The organism is Pseudomonas sp. KK18, assembly GCF_037094675.1.
Taxonomy (GTDB): domain Bacteria; phylum Pseudomonadota; class Gammaproteobacteria; order Pseudomonadales; family Pseudomonadaceae; genus Aquipseudomonas.
The window spans coordinates 2,644,224-2,661,626 of the sequence record NZ_CP146605.1 but is presented as its reverse complement, the minus strand read 5'-3'; the positions used below and the strand labels follow the sequence as shown (position 1 = coordinate 2,661,626).

Annotated in this window: 12 protein-coding genes and 1 pseudogene; 7 read left to right on the top strand and 6 right to left on the bottom strand. The window is 60.4% G+C overall.

The genetic code is table 11. The features are described from left to right. Both V6607_RS12140 and V6607_RS12135 read left to right on the top strand, forming a co-directional pair. Positions 1-4,668 (top strand): RNase A-like domain-containing protein, encoded by a 4,668-nt coding sequence (locus tag V6607_RS12140; RefSeq protein WP_338743968.1) that lies wholly within the window; start codon positions 1-3, stop codon positions 4,666-4,668. After that, the gene (locus tag V6607_RS12135; RefSeq protein ID WP_134326170.1) at positions 4,665-4,967 is read left to right on the top strand and encodes a contact-dependent growth inhibition system immunity protein; all 303 of its coding nucleotides are present in this window, start codon (positions 4,665-4,667) and stop codon (positions 4,965-4,967) included. The genes V6607_RS12140 and V6607_RS12135 overlap by 4 nt, the downstream gene beginning before the upstream one ends. Positions 4,968-5,027: 60 nt before the next feature. Here V6607_RS12135 and feaR read toward each other — a convergent pair whose 3' ends face one another. From feaR to V6607_RS12120, 3 genes are all read right to left on the bottom strand, one after another. Further along, positions 5,028-5,981 carry a transcriptional regulator FeaR gene (feaR, locus tag V6607_RS12130; RefSeq protein WP_003219901.1) on the bottom strand — a complete coding sequence of 318 codons (954 nt, stop codon included), beginning with the start codon at positions 5,979-5,981 and terminating at the stop codon, positions 5,028-5,030. Positions 5,982-6,098: 117 nt separating this feature from the next. Continuing rightward, positions 6,099-6,683, bottom strand: a complete 585-nt coding sequence (locus V6607_RS12125; RefSeq protein WP_134326169.1) for a DUF3156 family protein — start codon at positions 6,681-6,683, stop codon at positions 6,099-6,101. Continuing rightward, the gene (locus tag V6607_RS12120) at positions 6,664-8,163 is read right to left on the bottom strand and encodes an APC family permease (protein WP_102606196.1); all 1,500 of its coding nucleotides are present in this window, start codon (positions 8,161-8,163) and stop codon (positions 6,664-6,666) included. Before V6607_RS12120 ends, V6607_RS12125 begins: the two co-directional genes overlap by 20 nt. A 216-nt stretch (positions 8,164-8,379) precedes the next feature. Here V6607_RS12120 and V6607_RS12115 point away from each other — a divergent pair, with 216 nt between their 5' ends. Beyond that, positions 8,380-9,708 carry a hypothetical protein gene (locus V6607_RS12115; protein ID WP_134326168.1) on the top strand — a complete coding sequence of 443 codons (1,329 nt, stop codon included), beginning with the start codon at positions 8,380-8,382 and terminating at the stop codon, positions 9,706-9,708. Positions 9,709-9,887: 179 nt separating this feature from the next. Here V6607_RS12115 and V6607_RS12110 read toward each other — a convergent pair. Beyond that, positions 9,888-10,358 (bottom strand): annotated as a pseudogene (locus V6607_RS12110) (flavin reductase family protein); the annotation flags it as partial. A gap of 59 nt (positions 10,359-10,417) precedes the next feature. Next, positions 10,418-11,587, bottom strand: a complete 1,170-nt coding sequence (locus tag V6607_RS12105; RefSeq protein WP_134326167.1) for a flavin-dependent monooxygenase — start codon at positions 11,585-11,587, stop codon at positions 10,418-10,420. A gap of 228 nt (positions 11,588-11,815) precedes the next feature. Here V6607_RS12105 and V6607_RS12100 point away from each other — a divergent pair, with 228 nt between their 5' ends. The 4 genes from V6607_RS12100 (at position 11,816) to V6607_RS12085 (ending at position 16,021) form a co-directional block, all read left to right on the top strand. Further along, positions 11,816-13,303, top strand: a complete 1,488-nt coding sequence (locus V6607_RS12100) for an aldehyde dehydrogenase family protein (protein ID WP_134326166.1) — start codon at positions 11,816-11,818, stop codon at positions 13,301-13,303. Between the two features lie 320 nt (positions 13,304-13,623). After that, on the top strand, positions 13,624-14,160 hold the full coding sequence (locus V6607_RS12095; RefSeq protein WP_177009899.1) for a DUF3833 domain-containing protein: 537 nt from the start codon (positions 13,624-13,626) through the stop codon (positions 14,158-14,160). Between the two features lie 17 nt (positions 14,161-14,177). After that, on the top strand, positions 14,178-14,483 hold the full coding sequence (locus V6607_RS12090) for a DUF6482 family protein (protein WP_134326164.1): 306 nt from the start codon (positions 14,178-14,180) through the stop codon (positions 14,481-14,483). Next, on the top strand, positions 14,477-16,021 hold the full coding sequence (locus V6607_RS12085; RefSeq protein WP_134326163.1) for a cryptochrome/photolyase family protein: 1,545 nt from the start codon (positions 14,477-14,479) through the stop codon (positions 16,019-16,021). The genes V6607_RS12090 and V6607_RS12085 overlap by 7 nt, the downstream gene beginning before the upstream one ends. Here the strand turns inward: V6607_RS12085 and V6607_RS12080 are convergent. Continuing rightward, a complete protein-coding gene (locus V6607_RS12080) occupies positions 16,013-17,293 on the bottom strand; it encodes an MFS transporter (RefSeq protein ID WP_173406087.1) in 1,281 nt (426 codons plus the stop codon). The genes V6607_RS12085 and V6607_RS12080 overlap by 9 nt on opposite strands. Positions 17,294-17,403: the final 110 nt, after the last annotated feature.

Genomic DNA, 17,403 nt, shown 5'->3' with positions numbered 1-17,403 from the left:
ATGGACCCGAAGACGCGCGACGTCGATGGGGTTCTCAATGACTTCACACATTGCCTGAACACCTACGACGCGTGGGCCGAGAGCTTCTGGAGCTTTTCGGCACTGGATGTCGAGCAGGTGTTCAAGGTCGGCGACGAGGTTTCGCTGGTCGCGCCCATCACCCGTTCCCTGTATCCCGCCAGCACCGTCGCGACCTGCAAGGCCAACTCACCGTTGACCCTGGTGCACATGTTCCAGAGCACACGGTTCGTGCCCATCGGCAATACGCCGGTGATGCTGCAGGAAGTCGCGCAAGACGGTGGCGCCCTCGGCGACCCCATCCATAAAACCATCGGCCCCAGCGGCATTCTCGAAGTCACCGAGTGCACCGTCGACCGGCAGTACCGGGTCAGTTTTTATCCCAACGTTTCCCAGGATCACGTCAAGGCACTGTATGCCTCCTACCAGTCCGAGATCAGCTCGCTGGAAGGCAACCTGCGCGGTCAGTGGACGAGCACGTTCAATCCGATATGGGAGAGCTATTCCAAGGCGGGTTATGGCGAGCGCTACACCTCGCTGCAACTGGCTTATGCGCGGGGCTTTGAAAACGTGCTTTACGGCCTCTGGGACGGTATTGCGCAGCTGTACCAGTGGTTGGCAGACATCAAGCCCAACACCGAAAAGCTCCTGCAGTACCTCTCCCAAGCCGAGCTTGGAGCGCTCCTGAAGCTCAGTCATGAGGCGATTGCCAAAGGATTGTTGATTCTCAGCGACGAGCCGCTGCTGTTCATCTACCTGTCCGCGATGGTCAGTTGGATGCGCATGCTGCCGCCGCATTACATGTTTGAGTTGCTCGGGGAAATCACCACCGAGGTGTTGCTCAACCTGCTGTTGCTGTGGGCTACCGGCGGTATGGGTGTGGCGGTACGGCTGGGCGCGCAGGTGCTGGGCAAGGTCAGGTCCGAACGGGCACGGGAGTGGTTGGAGCAGATTGCCAAGCTGGGCGGTACGGCCCCGCTGGATAGGCATGCGGAAGTGCTTAAGCCGTTATCGCTTCAGAGTCAGGCAGTACCGGTGAAGGCTGCGGCGGTGCCGTTGAAGGCTGGCGTGGACGAGATTTCCAATCCGGCACCGATGGTGCGGGAGCCGAAGACGGCGCGCACGGCGTTGGTGAAGCAAGAACATGTGGATGATGCCCCGGCTTCGGCGAAAAACCCCAATGGGGATGCTTCGGTCTGTTCGGCGAATACCTGTACCAATGGCTGCCCGGTTTCGATGGTTACTGGTGAGGAACTGCTGACCCTCACAGACGGCTCGTTGGAGGGTGTCCTGCCATTTGCCTGGACGCGGTTGTATCGCAGCAGTGCCGTGGAAGTGGATTGCGGGTTGGGGTTTGGCTGGAGTCATGCGCTGGCGCAGCGGTTGGTGGTGAGCGGTGAATCGGTGGTGTGGACCGATCACGAAAACCGCAGCACCACCTTTCCCCTGCCCTCTGCTGCACGGCCGGCGATCACCAATAGCCTGGCGGAAGCGGCGATTTATCGGGGTGCTTTGCCGGATGAACTGGTGCTGGCTCAGGCGTCGCTTTTCTACCACTTCCGTGACGGTGTGCTGACGGCGATCAGCGATGCGTATGACAACCGACTGCGCATTGCTCGCGATTATTCCGGGCGGATTCAGCGGATCGATAACCATGTTGGCCAGGGATTGCTGCTGCGGTATGAGCACGGCCATATCGTTGCCGTCGACTATCAGGTGCAGCGGGAGCCGGGCTGGGTCACCGAACAGAACGTTGTTTCCTACACGTACGACGATGCCTGGCGGTTGGTTGAGGCGACCAACGCGGTAGGCGAAAGCGAGCGTTATCGATACGACGATCAGCAGGTGATCCTGGAGCGGGAACTGGCCGGTGGGGCGAGTTTCTTCTGGGAGTGGGAACGGTCCGGCAAGGCGGCAAGGTGCGTCCGGCACTGGGCCAGTTTTTCGCAGATGGACACGCGGTATGTGTGGGACGACAACGGCACGGTCACCGTGCACAACGCCGATGGCAGCCAGGAAGTCTACGTCCACGACCAGCGCGCACGGCTGGTGCAGCGGATCGATCCGGACGGCGCGCAGCACTTCAAATCCTACGATGAAAAAGGCCGGCTGACGGTCGAGCAGGATCCGCTGGGGGCGGTGACGGCCTATCAGTACGACGAAGCCGGTCGGTTGATTGCGCTGTTTCCCGGGGACGATATGCCGACGTCCTACGAGCATGACAACGGGTTCGTACGGGTTGTGCGCCGTGGTGACGCGGTGTGGAAATACCAGCGTAACGATCAAGGCGATATCACTCGCAAGACTGATCCGGACGGCAATTACACCGAATACACCTACACCAAACACGGAAAGCTTACGGGTGTTTGGTATCCGGACAACAGCAGCCAACGCTTTATCTGGAACGAACGCGGCCAGCTCATTGAGGAAAAACTGGCGAATGGCGGTGTGCGGCGTTATCGCTATGACGAGCTGGGGCGGCAGGTGGCTTGCGAGGATGAGCATGGTGCGCTGACCCAGTATCAGTGGGACGCCGTAGGTCGTTTGCTGAAAGTGATTCAGCCTGACGGGGCCACACGCGAATTCAGCTACAACCCGTACGGAAAAATCACTGCTGAGCGCGACGAGTTGGGCCGCGTCACCCGCTACGAATACGCCGATGGTCTGCACCTGATCAGCCGTCGGATTAATCCGGACGGCACGCAGCTTAAATACCGTTATGACAACGTTCGGCTGTTACTGACCGAGATTGAAAACGAGGTCGGCGAAACCTATCGGCTCGACTATCACCCCAACGGCCTGATCCAGCAGGAAATCGGGTTTGATGGCCGGCGTACTGCCTATGTCTACGACCTCGCCGGGCATCTGCTGGAAAAGACCGAATACGGCGATGACGGCAGTCAGTTGGTTACTGGCTATCAGCGGGACAGCGCCGGTCGCCTGGTAAGAAAAACCCTGCCCGACCGCAGCATTGTCGATTACACCTACGACCGCCTCGGCAACCTTATCAGCGTCGACGACGGCCACTGGCCGCTGCATTACGAATACGACCTGCAAAACCGCCTCACCGCCGAACACCAGGGCTGGGGCACGTTGCGCTACCGCTACGACGAATGCGGGCAACTCAACTACCTGCGCCTGCCCGACAACAACCGCCTCGCTTTCCACCACGAAAAAGGCGGCGACCTCGCCACCATCGAACTCAACGGCAACCTGCTCACCTCGCACCTGTTCAAATCCGGCCGCGAACATCAGCGCCAGCAAGGCCAACTCCTCAGCCACTACCACTACGACGACCAGGGCCGCCTGCACGCCCACGCGATCACCCAACAGGAACAACGCCACCAGCGCCGCCAATACGACTACGACAAACGCGGCAACCTGACCCGCATCCTCGACACTCGAAAAGGCCAGCACGACTACCACTACGACCCGCTCGACCGCCTGACCCGCGCCAACCACTCGCACGACCTGCAGGAACGCTTCGTCCACGACCCGGCGGGCAACCTGCTGATGCAAGACCGCGTCGGTCCGAGCGTCGTCAAAGGCAATCGCCTGTTGATGCAAGGCGACCGTCATTACGACTACGACGCTTTCGGCAACCTCCTGCGGGAACGCCGGGGCCAGGCTCAACAGTTGGTTACCGAATACCGCTACGACTGTCAGCATCGCCTGATCAGCGTCACCCAGCCGGACGGAATACAGGCCAGCTACCGCTACGATCCATTTGGTCGGCGTATCGCCAAAACGATAAAAAGCCAAACCACCGAGTTCTTCTGGCAAGGCGACACGCTGATTGCCGAACACAGTGCTGATCACCACCAAAGCTATATCTACGAACCCAACAGCTTTCGCCCGTTAGCGCTGCTGAAAGGCTATGGGCCGGGAAACGTAAAACCCTTCCACTACCAACTCGACCACCTGGGCACGCCACAAGAACTCACCGCGCCCGACGGCGAAATTGTCTGGTCAGCGCACTACCGCGCCTACGGCCAAATCGCGAAGCTGGACGTCAACACCGTTACCAACCCGCTGCGCTTCCAGGGCCAATACTTCGACCCGGAAAGCGGGCTGCACTACAACCGTCATCGCTACTACAATCCGGACATTGGCCGCTACCTGACGCCTGATCCGGTGAAACTGGCGGGCGGGCTGAACGGATACCAGTACGTGCCCAACCCGACGGGGTGGGTGGATCCGTTGGGGTTGAGCTGTAAAGCTACAGCCTGCCCAGGCCAAATAGTCGCCGATGGGCCTTACAGCGAAATTGTTCCTGGTGGAGGTTTAGCTGCTCACGAAGCTGCCGGAGGACATTTGATGCAAAAGCACATTGGTAGAACTGACCAACAACTGGCAACACGTCTTAAAAATGAGCCTCATGTGCCCACGGCATCTACCTTCCCTGATCGCGCGACAGCCGAGTCAGCAATATCAAGCGTGATAGCAAGCAACAAAACTAAAATAAATTCGTTTGTTAAAGGAAAAGACAAAAAAATTGTTATTACTCAAAAGTCTCCTCAGCCAGTTGGAACCAGCCTGAAGCGAGGTGCAAAAAAAACCGTCCCCGGACGGGAGATTTACCTGATTTTGTTCAAAGATAAAAGCATGCCCAATGGCTATAGAATTCAGACCGGATATCCGAATCCATGAATAACGATTATTCACAACTGCAACAACTTCTCGCGGGTTACTTCAATCAAGATTGGGTTGATGAGTTTGATAGTGCGGACAATGTGATTCTCAGCTTTATAGCTGAATCCTCAGCAGAAACTTTTAAAGCTGCACACCTCGAGTTAAAAGCTCTTTTACATGCCAACAAGACGGAGCAAGCGTTACAGCATCTTTTGTTCTCAGATATTGGCTGTGGCTACTATTATCCTCACGATTGGAAAAGCGGGAAATTGTGGCTGGAGCACATTGACGCGCTTTTGAGCCAAAGAGGCGAATAACTTCGATCTCTTAAGATATTTATAATAAAGAAGGTGCTCGGAAAGCCCCTTCTTCCTCCCCTACCCCACCTGCTGCAACCGCCCAGCCCGAAAATCCTTCGGCGACACTTCAAACTGCTTCTTGAACGAGCGACTAAAGTGCGCCGAATCCGTAAACCCCCACTTATACGCAATCGACGTAATCGACTCACTGCGCAAAAACGGGTTGGTCAGATCATCCGCACTGCGCTTCAACCGCGCCCGCTGGATATACCGGCACACGCTGTCATCCTGTTCCTCAAACAACCGGTACAAATGCCGCACCGAGATATTCAACCGACTCGCCAACCCCACCGGGCTAAGCCCTGGCTGGGTCAATGACTCATCAATCACCTTCTGCACATAGCTGCGCAGATTGCTGCCCTGCAACCCGCCACAATCATCGCGCTCATCGTCTTCCTGCTCAAACGCCGACCCCAGCAGCGAGACAAACGCCGACTGCAACGCCTGCCCCTCCCCGACCGCGCCTTCGCCGTTCAGTGCGTCTTTGCACAGTTGATCCATCAACACATGCAACATGCGCCCGCAGGCTTTGCTCGAGGAGATTTTGCCGAAGGTCTTGGGCTGGTTGCCGAACTGTTTGCACACCTCTGCGCGGGACAAGGACAGGGACGCGTGTTCGATGAGCCCGAACGGGGTGATGTCGATGGAGCCCACCGAGTCCATCAATAACAGTTCGCCGGGGGCAAGCTGGAAGCTCTGGCCGTTTTGGGTGATCTGGCAGTAGCCGCTGCGCTGGCTGACGAGGAAGCAGTGTTGGTCGTCATCGTGGTCGGCGCGGGCCTTGGGGCGCTTGATCAGGCCGGCGTTGGTGCGCAGGCTGGCCAGGGGCAAACCGCCGCGGGAAAAGGTGCTGATGCTGCCGATGAACAGCGAGCGGTTGAAGGCCAGTTCTGTGTCGAAGTGACCGCAAACCGCGCGCAGATCCCGGGTCCAGAGGTCCAGCCCGTCTTGCCCAATCTGTTGCATGCTCATGGTTGTTTCCACCTTGGCTTTTTGTTTTTGTCGGGCAATAGTTAACATGTTATCTATATGCGCGCAACAAGTACGTGTCTGCCAAGGTGGTTGCACTATTGATGCCAAATACTGCGGTCAGTGGGCCTGCAAGGCGCGCTGGAAACCGTTCAAGGCGTCCAGCAGCCAGGCGCGTTGCACACTGCTCAAGGCGATGTAGCGACGGAACGCCGGCATGCGGTTGACCACCTCGCTGCCGCCCATATGCTCAAGCCGCACACACCACTGGTGATCCACCAGGTCGATGCGCAGGCGCTTGAAGTCCAGCGGCATCAAGGCGCGATGCAAGGCGCTGCCCTCCTGCAATTGCGTGTGCAAAATGCCTAAAACTTCCTTGTCTCCCGACCGCTGTCGACAGCGGATTCCGGTGCGTCGGACGGCCCCGGTGTGGTGCAGTTCGAAGCTCGCCGTGCCCTGCTGCGAGGCAGGAATGCGCAGTACGAATTCGGTCATCACCAGGTGCATCAACAGCTGCGACTCGGTGCGTTCGACGATCTCCAGTTGCAGCCCGAGATTGTCCAGGGAAACCCGGGCCGTCGTCGGTCCACACACCTCATAACCGGCCAGGCCGAGGTTACGCCTCAGGTGTTCCAGCGTAACGCCGGGTCGATACCCGGCAGGCGCGCGCCGGGCGCTGAACAGCTCAGACAGTTTTTGCAGCATGGCTGATATACCCGTTGTGCGGCTGACCCGGCTCATGGGCGAACTCCTTGGCCAACACCTCTTCCACCGAGGCGGGCCTGAATGGATTGACCTTCTGCACAACCAGCGTCCAGAACAGCGCGTACGCCGCCGTGCACCCGAGCATTACGCCAAAGGGAATGTAGATGTCGGCGGGGTTCATGCCCGGCGGGGTGATAAACCACATGCCCAGCAGGATGCCGATGCTCGACAGAATCTGCGGCAGCGGAAAGAACGGCGAACGGTAGGCGCGAGGCAGATCCGGACGGCGAATCCGCAGGATCACCACCGACAGCGTCACCAGCAGATAAGCAAAGCTCCAGGCACACACGGCCGCCAGCACCAGGTGCATGATGTTGTCGGTGTTGCCGCCCAGGTACAGCGCGTGCAGGCACGGAATCAGCATCGCCACCAGAATGCACAGCAACGGTGTCTTGAAGCGCGGGTGCAGGTAGGTGAAAACCTTGGGCAACGCGCCGTCGACCGCCATGCCGTACAGGATCCGTGGCACACCGGCCATCAGGGTGTTGATGGTCGCAGCCCCGGCAAACAGAAAGCCGATGCCCAGCCACATCGGGCCGATGCTGCCCATCACCTGCTCGGCGAATTTCGGGATGGCCATCGGCGTATCCAGCAGGTGCACGCCGCCCGCCGCGTCGATCAATACGTTCTCCACCTGGCGCTTCATGGCGGCGCCGTAGATGAACATGCAGGTGGCCACCCCCAGCAACCCCAGCACCATCGCCTTGGGCATCACCTTGGCCGAGTTGCGCAGGTCCGGCGCCAGCGGCGTGACGAACTCGCAGCCGACAAACATGAACATCGCCATGCCCACCAGCGACAGGATGGTAATCAGGTCGGTACCGACCAGGGATTCACCGAACCAGCCGTCCAGCTGCACCGCCGGGGCTGCGATCAGGCCCAGCACGCCAAACACCATCAAGGTGGTCCACATGCCGAAAGTGAGGATGATCTCGGCCCGGCCAAACGCGCTGACGCCAAACGCATTGAGCACCCCGAACACAATCACGAAGCCCACTCCCAGCAACCACGAACCGCCGGCGGATTCCGCCAGGGTGTTGAGGTGCTCGAAATTCACCAGCGCCATCACGCCGGAGAGGATGGTTTCGGCGGTGCCGGCAAACACATGCACGATCAGGTACGCCGACAAGGTGCCGGTGATCGCAAAGAACCGGCCCATGCCGCAATTGATGTAGTCGTAGACCGAGCCGGTGGTGGGCAGGATCGAGGCGGCTTCGGCGAAGGTGGTCGCCTGGGCCAGCATCATCACCACCGCGATCAACATCGCCACCGCAAAGGCGCTGCCGCCGATGCCAAACCCCATGGTCGCGGTGAGGATCACCGGGCTGGCCATGATCAAGCCAATGGTGCTCGCCAGCGCGGTTGGAAAGCCCACCGTGCCGCGTTTCAAATGTTCGGTGAGCCGGTCGTTGATCGACATGGTGCAGATCCTCAAGAAGCGGATTTTTAGAAGTATTGGCACTCTGCGCCCGCCCTGGCTGATCGTCTTGCTCCTGGCTGCCGCCGGTTTTGTTGCTGCCTGCCACTGCTGCGCCACTGGCGGCCTGGGACAATTTCCTGGCACGCAGGGGAAAGACTTGGCCCGGTGGCGCTCGCCCTAATGCTCCCTCAATTCACCTTGTTGGGGACTATAACAATGCAGCACACACAACAAACCCGTCACCTGTACAGGGCCATCAGCCTGGGCGTCGCGCTGATGATCATCGACTCATCGGCCCAGGCGTTCGAGCTGTATGCCGATGACGACACTCAGGTCACCGGCAACTTCCTGGCGGTGTACGGGATGTTCAACAGCCGCAAGAACTACGACGGCACCACCGGCGGTTCCACCTGGCGTGAAGGTTTTATCAAGTATGGCTTGAGCGTCGACCAGCGCTTCGGCGCCCTGGGCAGCGTGTATGGCACGGCCAACCTGGTCAGCTCGGGCACCTGGGGTGATGGCGATGCGTCGGGCGTGACCACCGGCAGCGAGCGCACCACCAAGTTCGACGAAGCCTTCGCCGGCTGGCGCTCGGGGGAACTGTTTCCGGCACTGGGCAAGGATGGTGTGAACCTGTCGTTCGGCCGCCAGGTCATCATGCTCGGCGACGGTTTCATCATCAACGATGACGGCCCGAACTTCGGCAAGGGCGTGGATGACGGCAAGTTCAACCGGGGCGGCGCCTACTACATCGCCGCCCGGCATGCCTTCGATCAAACCGCAGTGCTACGCCTGGGTGGCAAGGACGGCGTGCATGGCAGCGTAATGTGGATCAAGTCCGACAACCGCGCCCAGGCCAACACTGAAATGGCTGCCGGCACCCTGGACTACACCGCCGCGCCCGGCACCCTGGGGTTGACCTATATCCACGGCATCAGCGTCGACGACCGTTATGCCAATGACCTGCAAAAACAGCGCGCCGGGATGAACATCTACAGCCTGCGGGGCGCCGGTAATGCCGGGATCGAGAACGCGCACTTTTCCTTTGAATACGCCTGGCAGGACAAGGACGCCGGCCCGGAAAAGGCCTGGTACACCGAAGGCGGTTATACCTTCGCCGCGCTGCCGTGGTCGCCGGACCTGACCTACCGCTACAGCCGCTATTCGAAAAACTGGGATGCGATGTTTTCGGGCTTCAACCGTGGCTACGGCACCTGGGTGCAGGGCGAGGTGGCCGGCAATTATTCGGGGCCGTTCAATACCAATACTGAGGTGCAGCATGTGGCGTTGAAGGTCAAGCCGCTGGACAGCGTCACCCTGGGCGCGCTGTTCTTCGACTACAAGACGTTGAGCAAGGGCGGCATGCTCAACCTCGATGGGCGCGAACTGGACCTGTACGCGGAGTGGGCGGTGAACGAACACCTGATCGTCACGCCACTGCTGGGTTTGTACAAGCCCAACAAGGATGAGAGCAACGGCGGCAACCAGGTGGGTGGCAATGGCACCAATCTCTATAGCCAGGTCACCGTGGCCGTGCCGTTCTAACACAGATGCAATGAGCTACCGAGATCACATGTGGGAGCGGGCTTGCTCGCGAAAGCGGTGTGTCAGTCGCCAGATGTATTGGCTGACACTCCGCATTCGCGAGCAAGCCCGCTCCCACATTGAACCTGCTTCAGCCTTCGATAGAGGTGTTCGCCCTACGGTTGCCGCTCCTCGATCCGCGCATACGCCCCCTGATGATAGAGCAACGGCGCACGACCAAAATCATCGAAAGCCACCACCTTGCCAATCATGATCCAGTGATCGCCACCATCCACCTGCTGGTACTTCTCGCAGTGAAACCGCGCCGAGCAATCAGCGAAGACCGGCGAACCGCCCTCCCCGGGCTCGAATTCGATTTCGGCAAAGCGATCGTCCCTGGGCCGGGCGAAGTTGTTCGACAGGTGGATCTGGTCGGCCGCCAGCACGTTGACCGCAAAATGGCTGGCCTGCTCGAACACCTCGTGGCTGTTGGAGCGCTTGTCGATGCTCCACAGCACCAGCGGCGGGTCCAGGGACACCGAGTTGAAGCTGTTGGCGGTGACACCCACTTTGCGCCCGCTGGCATCAGCGGCAGTGACCACCGTGACACCGGTGGCAAAGTTGCCCAGGGCCCGGCGAAAGGCCCGTGGGTCGAAACTGTTATCAGACATGCAAGACTCCCGGACTGCATCAACGCGCAGTCCTGATGGTTGTGATGGCCGGGTCGGCGTCAAATCATGCTCGGATCAGGCTCGAGCCCCATCAGCTCACGCCCCAGGATCTGCGCGCACACGTCGTAATCGGTGTACGCATGGGCGCCGGTCATATGGGAATCGCGGAACAGACGCTGCATCTCGTTGTGCTCGAACCACGCATTGCCACCGGCGGCCTCGAACAAGCGGTCCACCGCCTGGATGCACATCTTGGTGGCGTACGCCTGGTTGGTACGCCAGAACGCCAGGGTCTCGCGGCTCGGGTAACGGTGCTGTTCGCTGTGTTCGGCGTGTTCCTGCCAGGTCTTTTCCAGGAACGCCCGGGCGGCGGCCACCTGGTGTGTCGACTCGGCCAGGCGCATCAACGCCGGAGTCGCCGCCCCCACTGCCGCGCCGGTGTAGGCACGTACGCGGGTCCTGGTTTTTTCGCGGAATACTTCGAGCATGCGCTCGGCCACACCCAGGCTCACGGTGGAGAAACCGCTGGCGAAATACGGCCGGTACGGCGAGTAGAAAATCTTGCTGTCGGGGTACAGACCGAAGCCGGCGGACTTGCCTTCCATCATGTCCTTGGCTTTCTGGATGCGGTGTTCTGGCACCCGCACGTTGTCGATGATCAGGGTCTTGGTGCCGCTGCCTTTCATGCCGGCGGCGAACCAGTCATCGCGAATCTGATAGTCGCTGCGCGGCAGTACCGCGAAGCAATAGTCCTGGGTGCCCTCGGCGTTTTTACGGCGGAAGCCGACAATCGCCCACTCGGCATGATCGCAACCGCTGCTCCAGCCCATTTCACCGCTGAACAGCACACCGCCCTCAACTTCTTCAGTGCGGCCAAACGGCGCGATGCTGCTGCTGGCGGTGGCATTCGGGTTATCGCCCCAGACTTCCTGCTGCAACTTGGCGGGAAACAACGCCAGTTGATGGCTGTGGGTGCACAACAGGCTCATGGCCCACGCGGTGCTGGCACAGGCGCCGGCCAACAAGGCGATGCAGTCGGCAAACTGCGGCAGGGAGATTTCCATGCCGCCAAAGGGTTTGGGTTGAAAGGCACGGTGCATGCCGATGCTCTTGAGCAGCGCAATGTTCTCGTCGGGAACCTTGCGGTCCTGCTCGGCCTGGAAGGCGTTGGCAGCGATGGTCGGCAGAATCGCCTTGAGATCTTCGAGGAGCGGGTTTGGATTTTTCATGGACGGCCCTGCTTATTATTGGATGTCCGGCTGGCGTTCAAACTCAACGAACGACGCTGGATGTGGGGCCAGTATGGAGCGGGCGACCCCCCCGGAAAATGCACCTTCCACAGCCAAGATTGCACTTTCCACAGGCCTGGCAGCCACAGACATGTCGCCCGGCAGGCACGGACAAGCCTGGCCCGGCGGCGCTGGTTACCCTCGGGCTTTTGCAAGCAGGAAAATCCCATGAGCGATATTGCGCTGCTGCCTGAAGTCCAGGCCTTCCTCCGTCGAAGCCATGCCTTGTTTATCGACGGCGGGTACGTCCAAAGCCATTCCGGCCAGGCTCTGGAAGTGATCAACCCGGCCACCGGCGAGGTGATCGCCCAGGTTGCCGATGCGGACCTGGCCGATATCGACACAGCGGTGGAATCGTCCCGGCGTGGCTTCCGGCAATGGTCCCAGGTCGCCCCAGCCATTCGCGGCAATTTGCTGCTGAAACTCGCCGACCTGCTGGAGCAACATCGCGAAGCACTGGCGCAGATTGAAACCTGCCAGTCGGGCAAGATCATCCAGATTTCCCGGGCCTTCGAGGTCGATCAGGCGGCGCACTTCCTGCGTTACTACGCCGGCTGGGCCACCAAGATCAGCGGCCAGACCCTTACCCCGTCACTGCCCTCCTTCGCCGGCGAACGCTACACCGCGTTCACCCTGCGCGAACCGGTGGGCGTGGTAGTGGGCATCGTGCCGTGGAATTTCTCGACCATGATCGCCATCTGGAAACTCGCCTCGGCACTGGTGACCGGCTGCAGCATCATCATCAAGCCCAGCGAGTTCACCCCGCTGACCATCCTGCGCATCGCCGAACTGGCCATCGACGCCGGCCTGCCGGCGGGCGTGCTGAACGTGTTGACCGGTGGCGGCCACGTGGGCAAAGGCCTGGTGGAGCACCCGGGCACCGACAAGGTCTCGTTTACCGGCTCGGTGCCCACCGGCATCGCCGTGGGCCGCAGTGCCATGGGCGCCGGGTTGACCCGGGCGACCCTGGAACTGGGCGGCAAAAACTCCGCCGGATTCCTGCGGGATGTGGACCTCGACAAGGCGGTCAACGGCATCATCGAAGCCGGCTTCCTGCACTCCGGGCAAATCTGCGCGGCCGCCGAACGCTTCTTCGCCCACCGCTCGCAGATCGAGCCGATCATGGACAAACTGGCGCAACGCCTGGGCCGGTTGAACATCGGCTCGCCGCTGGACGAGCGCACCGAATTCGGCCCGGTGACCAACCGCCAGCACCAACAGAAACTCGAATGGTTTTTCGCCAAGGCCCGGGCCGAGAACAATACGATTGTCCACGGCGGCAAGCTGATCGACGGACCGGGGTGCTATGTGGAGCCCACCGTGATTCTCGCCAACACGATCCACGACACCCTGCTCAACGAAGAGACCTTCGGCCCGATCGCCACGTTTTTCCCCTACGACACCGAGGATGAGCTGCTGGAACTGATGAACAACACGCCTTACGGCCTGAGCGCCAGTCTCTGGACCAATGATCTGAGCAAGGCCCTGCGCATGGTGCCGGCGATCAACGCGGGGACGGTGTGGGTGAACATGCACACGATGCTCGACCCGGCGGTGCCGTTTGGCGGCAACAAGTCTTCGGGGGTGGGACGGGAGTTTGGCGGGGCGTTCATCGAGGATTACACCGAGCTCAAGTCGGTGATGATTCGCTACTGACCGGCATGCGGAGCGCCGGCCGGCTTGAGTGTGTTGATCGTTCCCACGCTCTGCGTGGGAATGCATACCGTGACGCTCCGCGTCACCCTTGCGCGAGACGTCAATCCGGCGGTGCCAGCGGGACGCGGAGCGTCCGAGGCGGCATTCCCACGCAGAGCGTGGGAACGATCATCTGCACCTGGTCCCCTGAGGCTGCATATACCCGCCATAAATGGGCAGGCCGGTAGCCGGTAACATCCTGGTAATGCGCTAAATACCTGTACAATTTTATTATTTTGTACAAGTATCAGCAGTATCAAGCCCTCTCGGGGAGAACCGCAATGACCCGTCTATTGGTTTCGCTGGCCTTGGTGTTGGGCCTGAGCAGTTGTGGCAGCGTGGATGTAAAACACTATGCCGACCAGCAACCGCAACTGGACCTGGTGAGCTTCTTCAGCAAGCCCGTCAAGGCCTGGGGCATCTTCGAGAAACGCTCGGGTGAAGTGGCCAAGCGTTTCGAGGTGAATATCGCCAGCCGCCGCGAGGGTGAAAACCTGATTCTCGATGAGCGCTTTCTATACAGCGATGGTACTCGCCAGCAACGTGTCTGGACCCTCACCCCGGACGGCCCCACCCACTGGCGCGGACGGGCCGGTGATGTGGTGGGCGAGGCCAGGGGCGAAGTGGCGGGCAACGCACTGCGCTGGCGCTACGTCCTGAACCTGCCGGTTGATGGATCCGTCTACGAAGTGAGCCTCGACGATTGGATGTACCTGATGGACGAAGACACGTTGATCAACCGCTCCAGCATGTCCAAGTTGGGTGTGGAAGTCGGCCAGGTGACGTTGTTCTTCCGTCGCCAGTCTTCACAACCCTGACCGGTAAGGAGTGAACCATGAACCTGCAAGCCCTGACCAAACTGGCCACCCAAGGCGCTGTACGCGAAATGGAACTGCTGTCGCTGGAAGGTGGTTTCTATCTGGCGCGCGTAACGCTGGACCACGGCCAGTTCACGCTGCTGGACGAGTCGGCGAAGCCCATGCACTTTCGCTCCGTCAATCACTTGCGTGACGTGTTGCAGGCAGTCCCTGCGTTTCCCTGCACCCTGGTGCATCAGTGCGTGCATGACGAAATGTGCGGCCGGCGAGAAGGCGCTATCGAGCCACTGCGAACGCCATTTTCCCTGGAAGCGCCATGGTGACCAAGGCAGTTCGAAACCTGTGCCTGGTGCTGGGCGACCAGTTGTCGTTTGACCTGGCCTCATTGGATGGGCTGGACAGCCAGCGCGATGCGGTCTTGATGGTCGAGGTCATGGAGGAAGCCAGCCATGTGCCCCACCATCCGCAAAAAATCGTCCTGGTCTTCAGCGCCATGCGCCATTTTGCCCAGGCGTTGCAGCAGCGTGGCGTGCGGGTGCAGTACGTCACCCTGGACGATCCGCAAAACACCGGCTCGGTGCCCGGCGAGTTAAGGCGCTGGCAATCGCTGATGCAACCCCGGGAAATACACCTGACCGAATGCGGTGACTGGCGCCTGGAGCAATCCCTGAAGGACTGCGGTTTGCCGGTCCAGTGGCATGCCGACCACCGATTCCTGTGCAGCCGTGACGCGTTCGCCGCTTGGGCCAGCGGTAAAAAACAGCTGCGCATGGAGTTCTTCTACCGGGAGATGCGCCGCAAGAGTGGGCTCTTGCTCAACGGTGACGGTACGCCGGTGGGCGGCGCCTGGAACTTTGATGCAGACAACCGCAAGGCATTGCCCAAGGGCACCAGGGCGCCCTACCCGGCGCGCTTCAGCTCGGACTCGATCACCCAGGACGTGCTGGCGCTGGTAGGTAAACACTTCAGCAGCCACTACGGTTCCCTCGACACCTTCGATTACCCCGTGACCCACGCCGACGCGCAGGCCCTCTGGGACTACTTTCTGGATTATGGCCTGGCTGGATTCGGTGATTACCAGGACGCCATGGCCAGCGACGAGCCGTTCCTGTTTCACGCCCGTATCAGCGCAGCCCTGAACATCGGCCTGCTGGACCTGCGCCAGCTGTGCAGCGATGTGGAGGCGGCCTATTGGTCGGGCAGCATCGGGCTGAACGCTGGCGAAGGGTTTATCCGCCAACTGATTGGCTGGCGTGAGTACGTACGCGGCGTGTACTGGCTGAAGATGCCCGACTATGCCGCTGGCAATGCATTCGGCAACAGCCGCCCGCTGCCGGAGTTCTACTGGACGGGCGAGACGCAAATGAACTGCATGCGCCAGGCGATCGGCCAGAGCCTGAAACATGCCTATGCCCATCACATCCAGCGGCTGATGGTCACCGGCAATTTCGCCCTGCTGGCCGGCATCGTGCCCAGCCAGATATGCGAGTGGTACTTGGCGATCTACATGGACGCGTTCGACTGGGTCGAGCTGCCCAACACCCTGGGCATGGTCATGCATGCGGATGGCGGCTACCTGGGTTCCAAACCTTATTGCGCGAGCGGCCAATACATAAAGCGCATGTCGGACTACTGCCGCGACTGTGCGTACAAAGTCACTGAAAGTACCGCTGACAATGCCTGCCCGTTCAATGCGCTTTACTGGCACTTTCTGATGCGCCACGGCGACCTGCTGCGGGGCAATCAGCGCATGGCCATGCTTTACAAGAACCTCGACCGGATGCCTGAATCCAAGCAGGACGCGCTGTGGGAACGGGGCCAGAGGCTGCTGGCGAAGCTGGATGCGGGCGAGTCACTTTGAGCGGGCGACTTGGTGTTTGCCGGCACGCTGACCGAGCAGCATCAATCCACCTCCCGTCAGCAGCAAGCCCGCCGCGATAACGATATAGCCGCCGTACACATCCACACCTTGCACGAGGTTGAGCGTCTGGGAACACACCAGGGTGCCGGTCAGCGAGGCAATGGCCAGCACCGGCGTCACGGTCGCGGAGACTCGGCCCATATAGCCTGCCGGCACGGCCTCTTGCAGCATAGGCCCCTGCACCATGGCAAACACCGAAAAGCACAGCCCGCAGCAGAACATCAGCCCCCAGGCCAGGTAAAACGGCGGATGCAACGCATAGCCCAGGTAGCTCAGCCCCAGGCACAACAGCGCCACGGTGAACGCGCGTCGAATGCTCAAGACCTTCAACAGCGGCCGAACGAGAAAGGCCGCCACCAGCCCGCCGACGGGGAATGCGGCGAGTACCAGGCCATATTCACGCGGGCTCAGGCCCAACGTTTTGAAGGCATACAACGACAGGACGACGTTGTTGATACCGAGGGAAAAGCCATATAACGCCACGCCGGTCAGCAGGGTTCGAATCGACGGGTGCCCCCAGGAAAACCGCAGGCCGGCCAAGAGTCCACGCCAGAATGAGGCGCGCTCTGCGGGCAATGCAGCCCCCAAATCTCGGGTGGCCAGGATACATAGCGCTGAACAGCTGAACGCCAGCACATTGATCAGCAACGCCCAGATCGGCCCCACCCACACAAACAGCGCCGGGCCCACGGAGGCGGAAAGCACCGAAATGCCCGTGAGGGAAAACATCGTCTTGGCCGACGCTTCCACCCGCCGCTCAGCGGGAATGATCACTTGCATGACCGCCTGCCGGGACGGGTTGAAGAACTGCGCGGCGCTGCTGTTCATCACCAGCAACAGCAGCACGCCGGCGAACACTTGCATCTGATCGAGGCCGGACAGCGAATAGATCAGGATAAAGATCAGGAAGTTGATCACCCGGATAGCGTCTGCGCTGATCATCACGTAGAGCGGGGTCAGGCGGTCGACCCAGGCACCCGCCAATGGCGCCACCAGCACCCGCGGGATCGCCGAGGCCGCCACCGCCAGGCCCACGGCACTGGGTAGAAAGGCGCTGTCACGGAACAGATCGGTCACCAGCCAGACGATGATCGTGCTCTCCAGCACATACTCGCCGAAGGACGAGAGCGCCTGGCCCAGCCATAAAAGTGAAAAATTGCGGCTGATGAAAAAACCGGCAAACCGGCTTTGCCCTTGATTCGTCCTGAACACCATCCCTTCCCTGTGCGAAACGCTGTGAAATTTTCCGGCCGCTGCGAATTGTTGTGAAGCCGGTGATAAATGGCCAATTGCCCATGCTAACGTCGGCTTCGATGTCATCC

What these genes read in the sequence shown, in the direction of transcription:
- V6607_RS12140 (WP_338743968.1), top strand. Translation starts at nt 1, where the DNA reads ATGGACCCGAAGACGCGCGACGTCGATGGGGTTCTCAATGACTTCACA.
- V6607_RS12105 (WP_134326167.1), bottom strand. Translation starts at nt 11,587, where the DNA reads ATGAAAAATCCAAACCCGCTCCTCGAAGATCTCAAGGCGATTCTGCCG.
- V6607_RS12100 (WP_134326166.1), top strand. Translation starts at nt 11,816, where the DNA reads ATGAGCGATATTGCGCTGCTGCCTGAAGTCCAGGCCTTCCTCCGTCGA.
- V6607_RS12125 (WP_134326169.1), bottom strand. Translation starts at nt 6,683, where the DNA reads ATGCTGCAAAAACTGTCTGAGCTGTTCAGCGCCCGGCGCGCGCCTGCC.
- V6607_RS12115 (WP_134326168.1), top strand. Translation starts at nt 8,380, where the DNA reads ATGCAGCACACACAACAAACCCGTCACCTGTACAGGGCCATCAGCCTG.
- feaR (WP_003219901.1), bottom strand. Translation starts at nt 5,981, where the DNA reads ATGAGCATGCAACAGATTGGGCAAGACGGGCTGGACCTCTGGACCCGG.
- V6607_RS12085 (WP_134326163.1), top strand. Translation starts at nt 14,477, where the DNA reads ATGGTGACCAAGGCAGTTCGAAACCTGTGCCTGGTGCTGGGCGACCAG.
- V6607_RS12120 (WP_102606196.1), bottom strand. Translation starts at nt 8,163, where the DNA reads ATGTCGATCAACGACCGGCTCACCGAACATTTGAAACGCGGCACGGTG.
- V6607_RS12095 (WP_177009899.1), top strand. Translation starts at nt 13,624, where the DNA reads ATGACCCGTCTATTGGTTTCGCTGGCCTTGGTGTTGGGCCTGAGCAGT.
- V6607_RS12090 (WP_134326164.1), top strand. Translation starts at nt 14,178, where the DNA reads ATGAACCTGCAAGCCCTGACCAAACTGGCCACCCAAGGCGCTGTACGC.
- V6607_RS12135 (WP_134326170.1), top strand. Translation starts at nt 4,665, where the DNA reads ATGAATAACGATTATTCACAACTGCAACAACTTCTCGCGGGTTACTTC.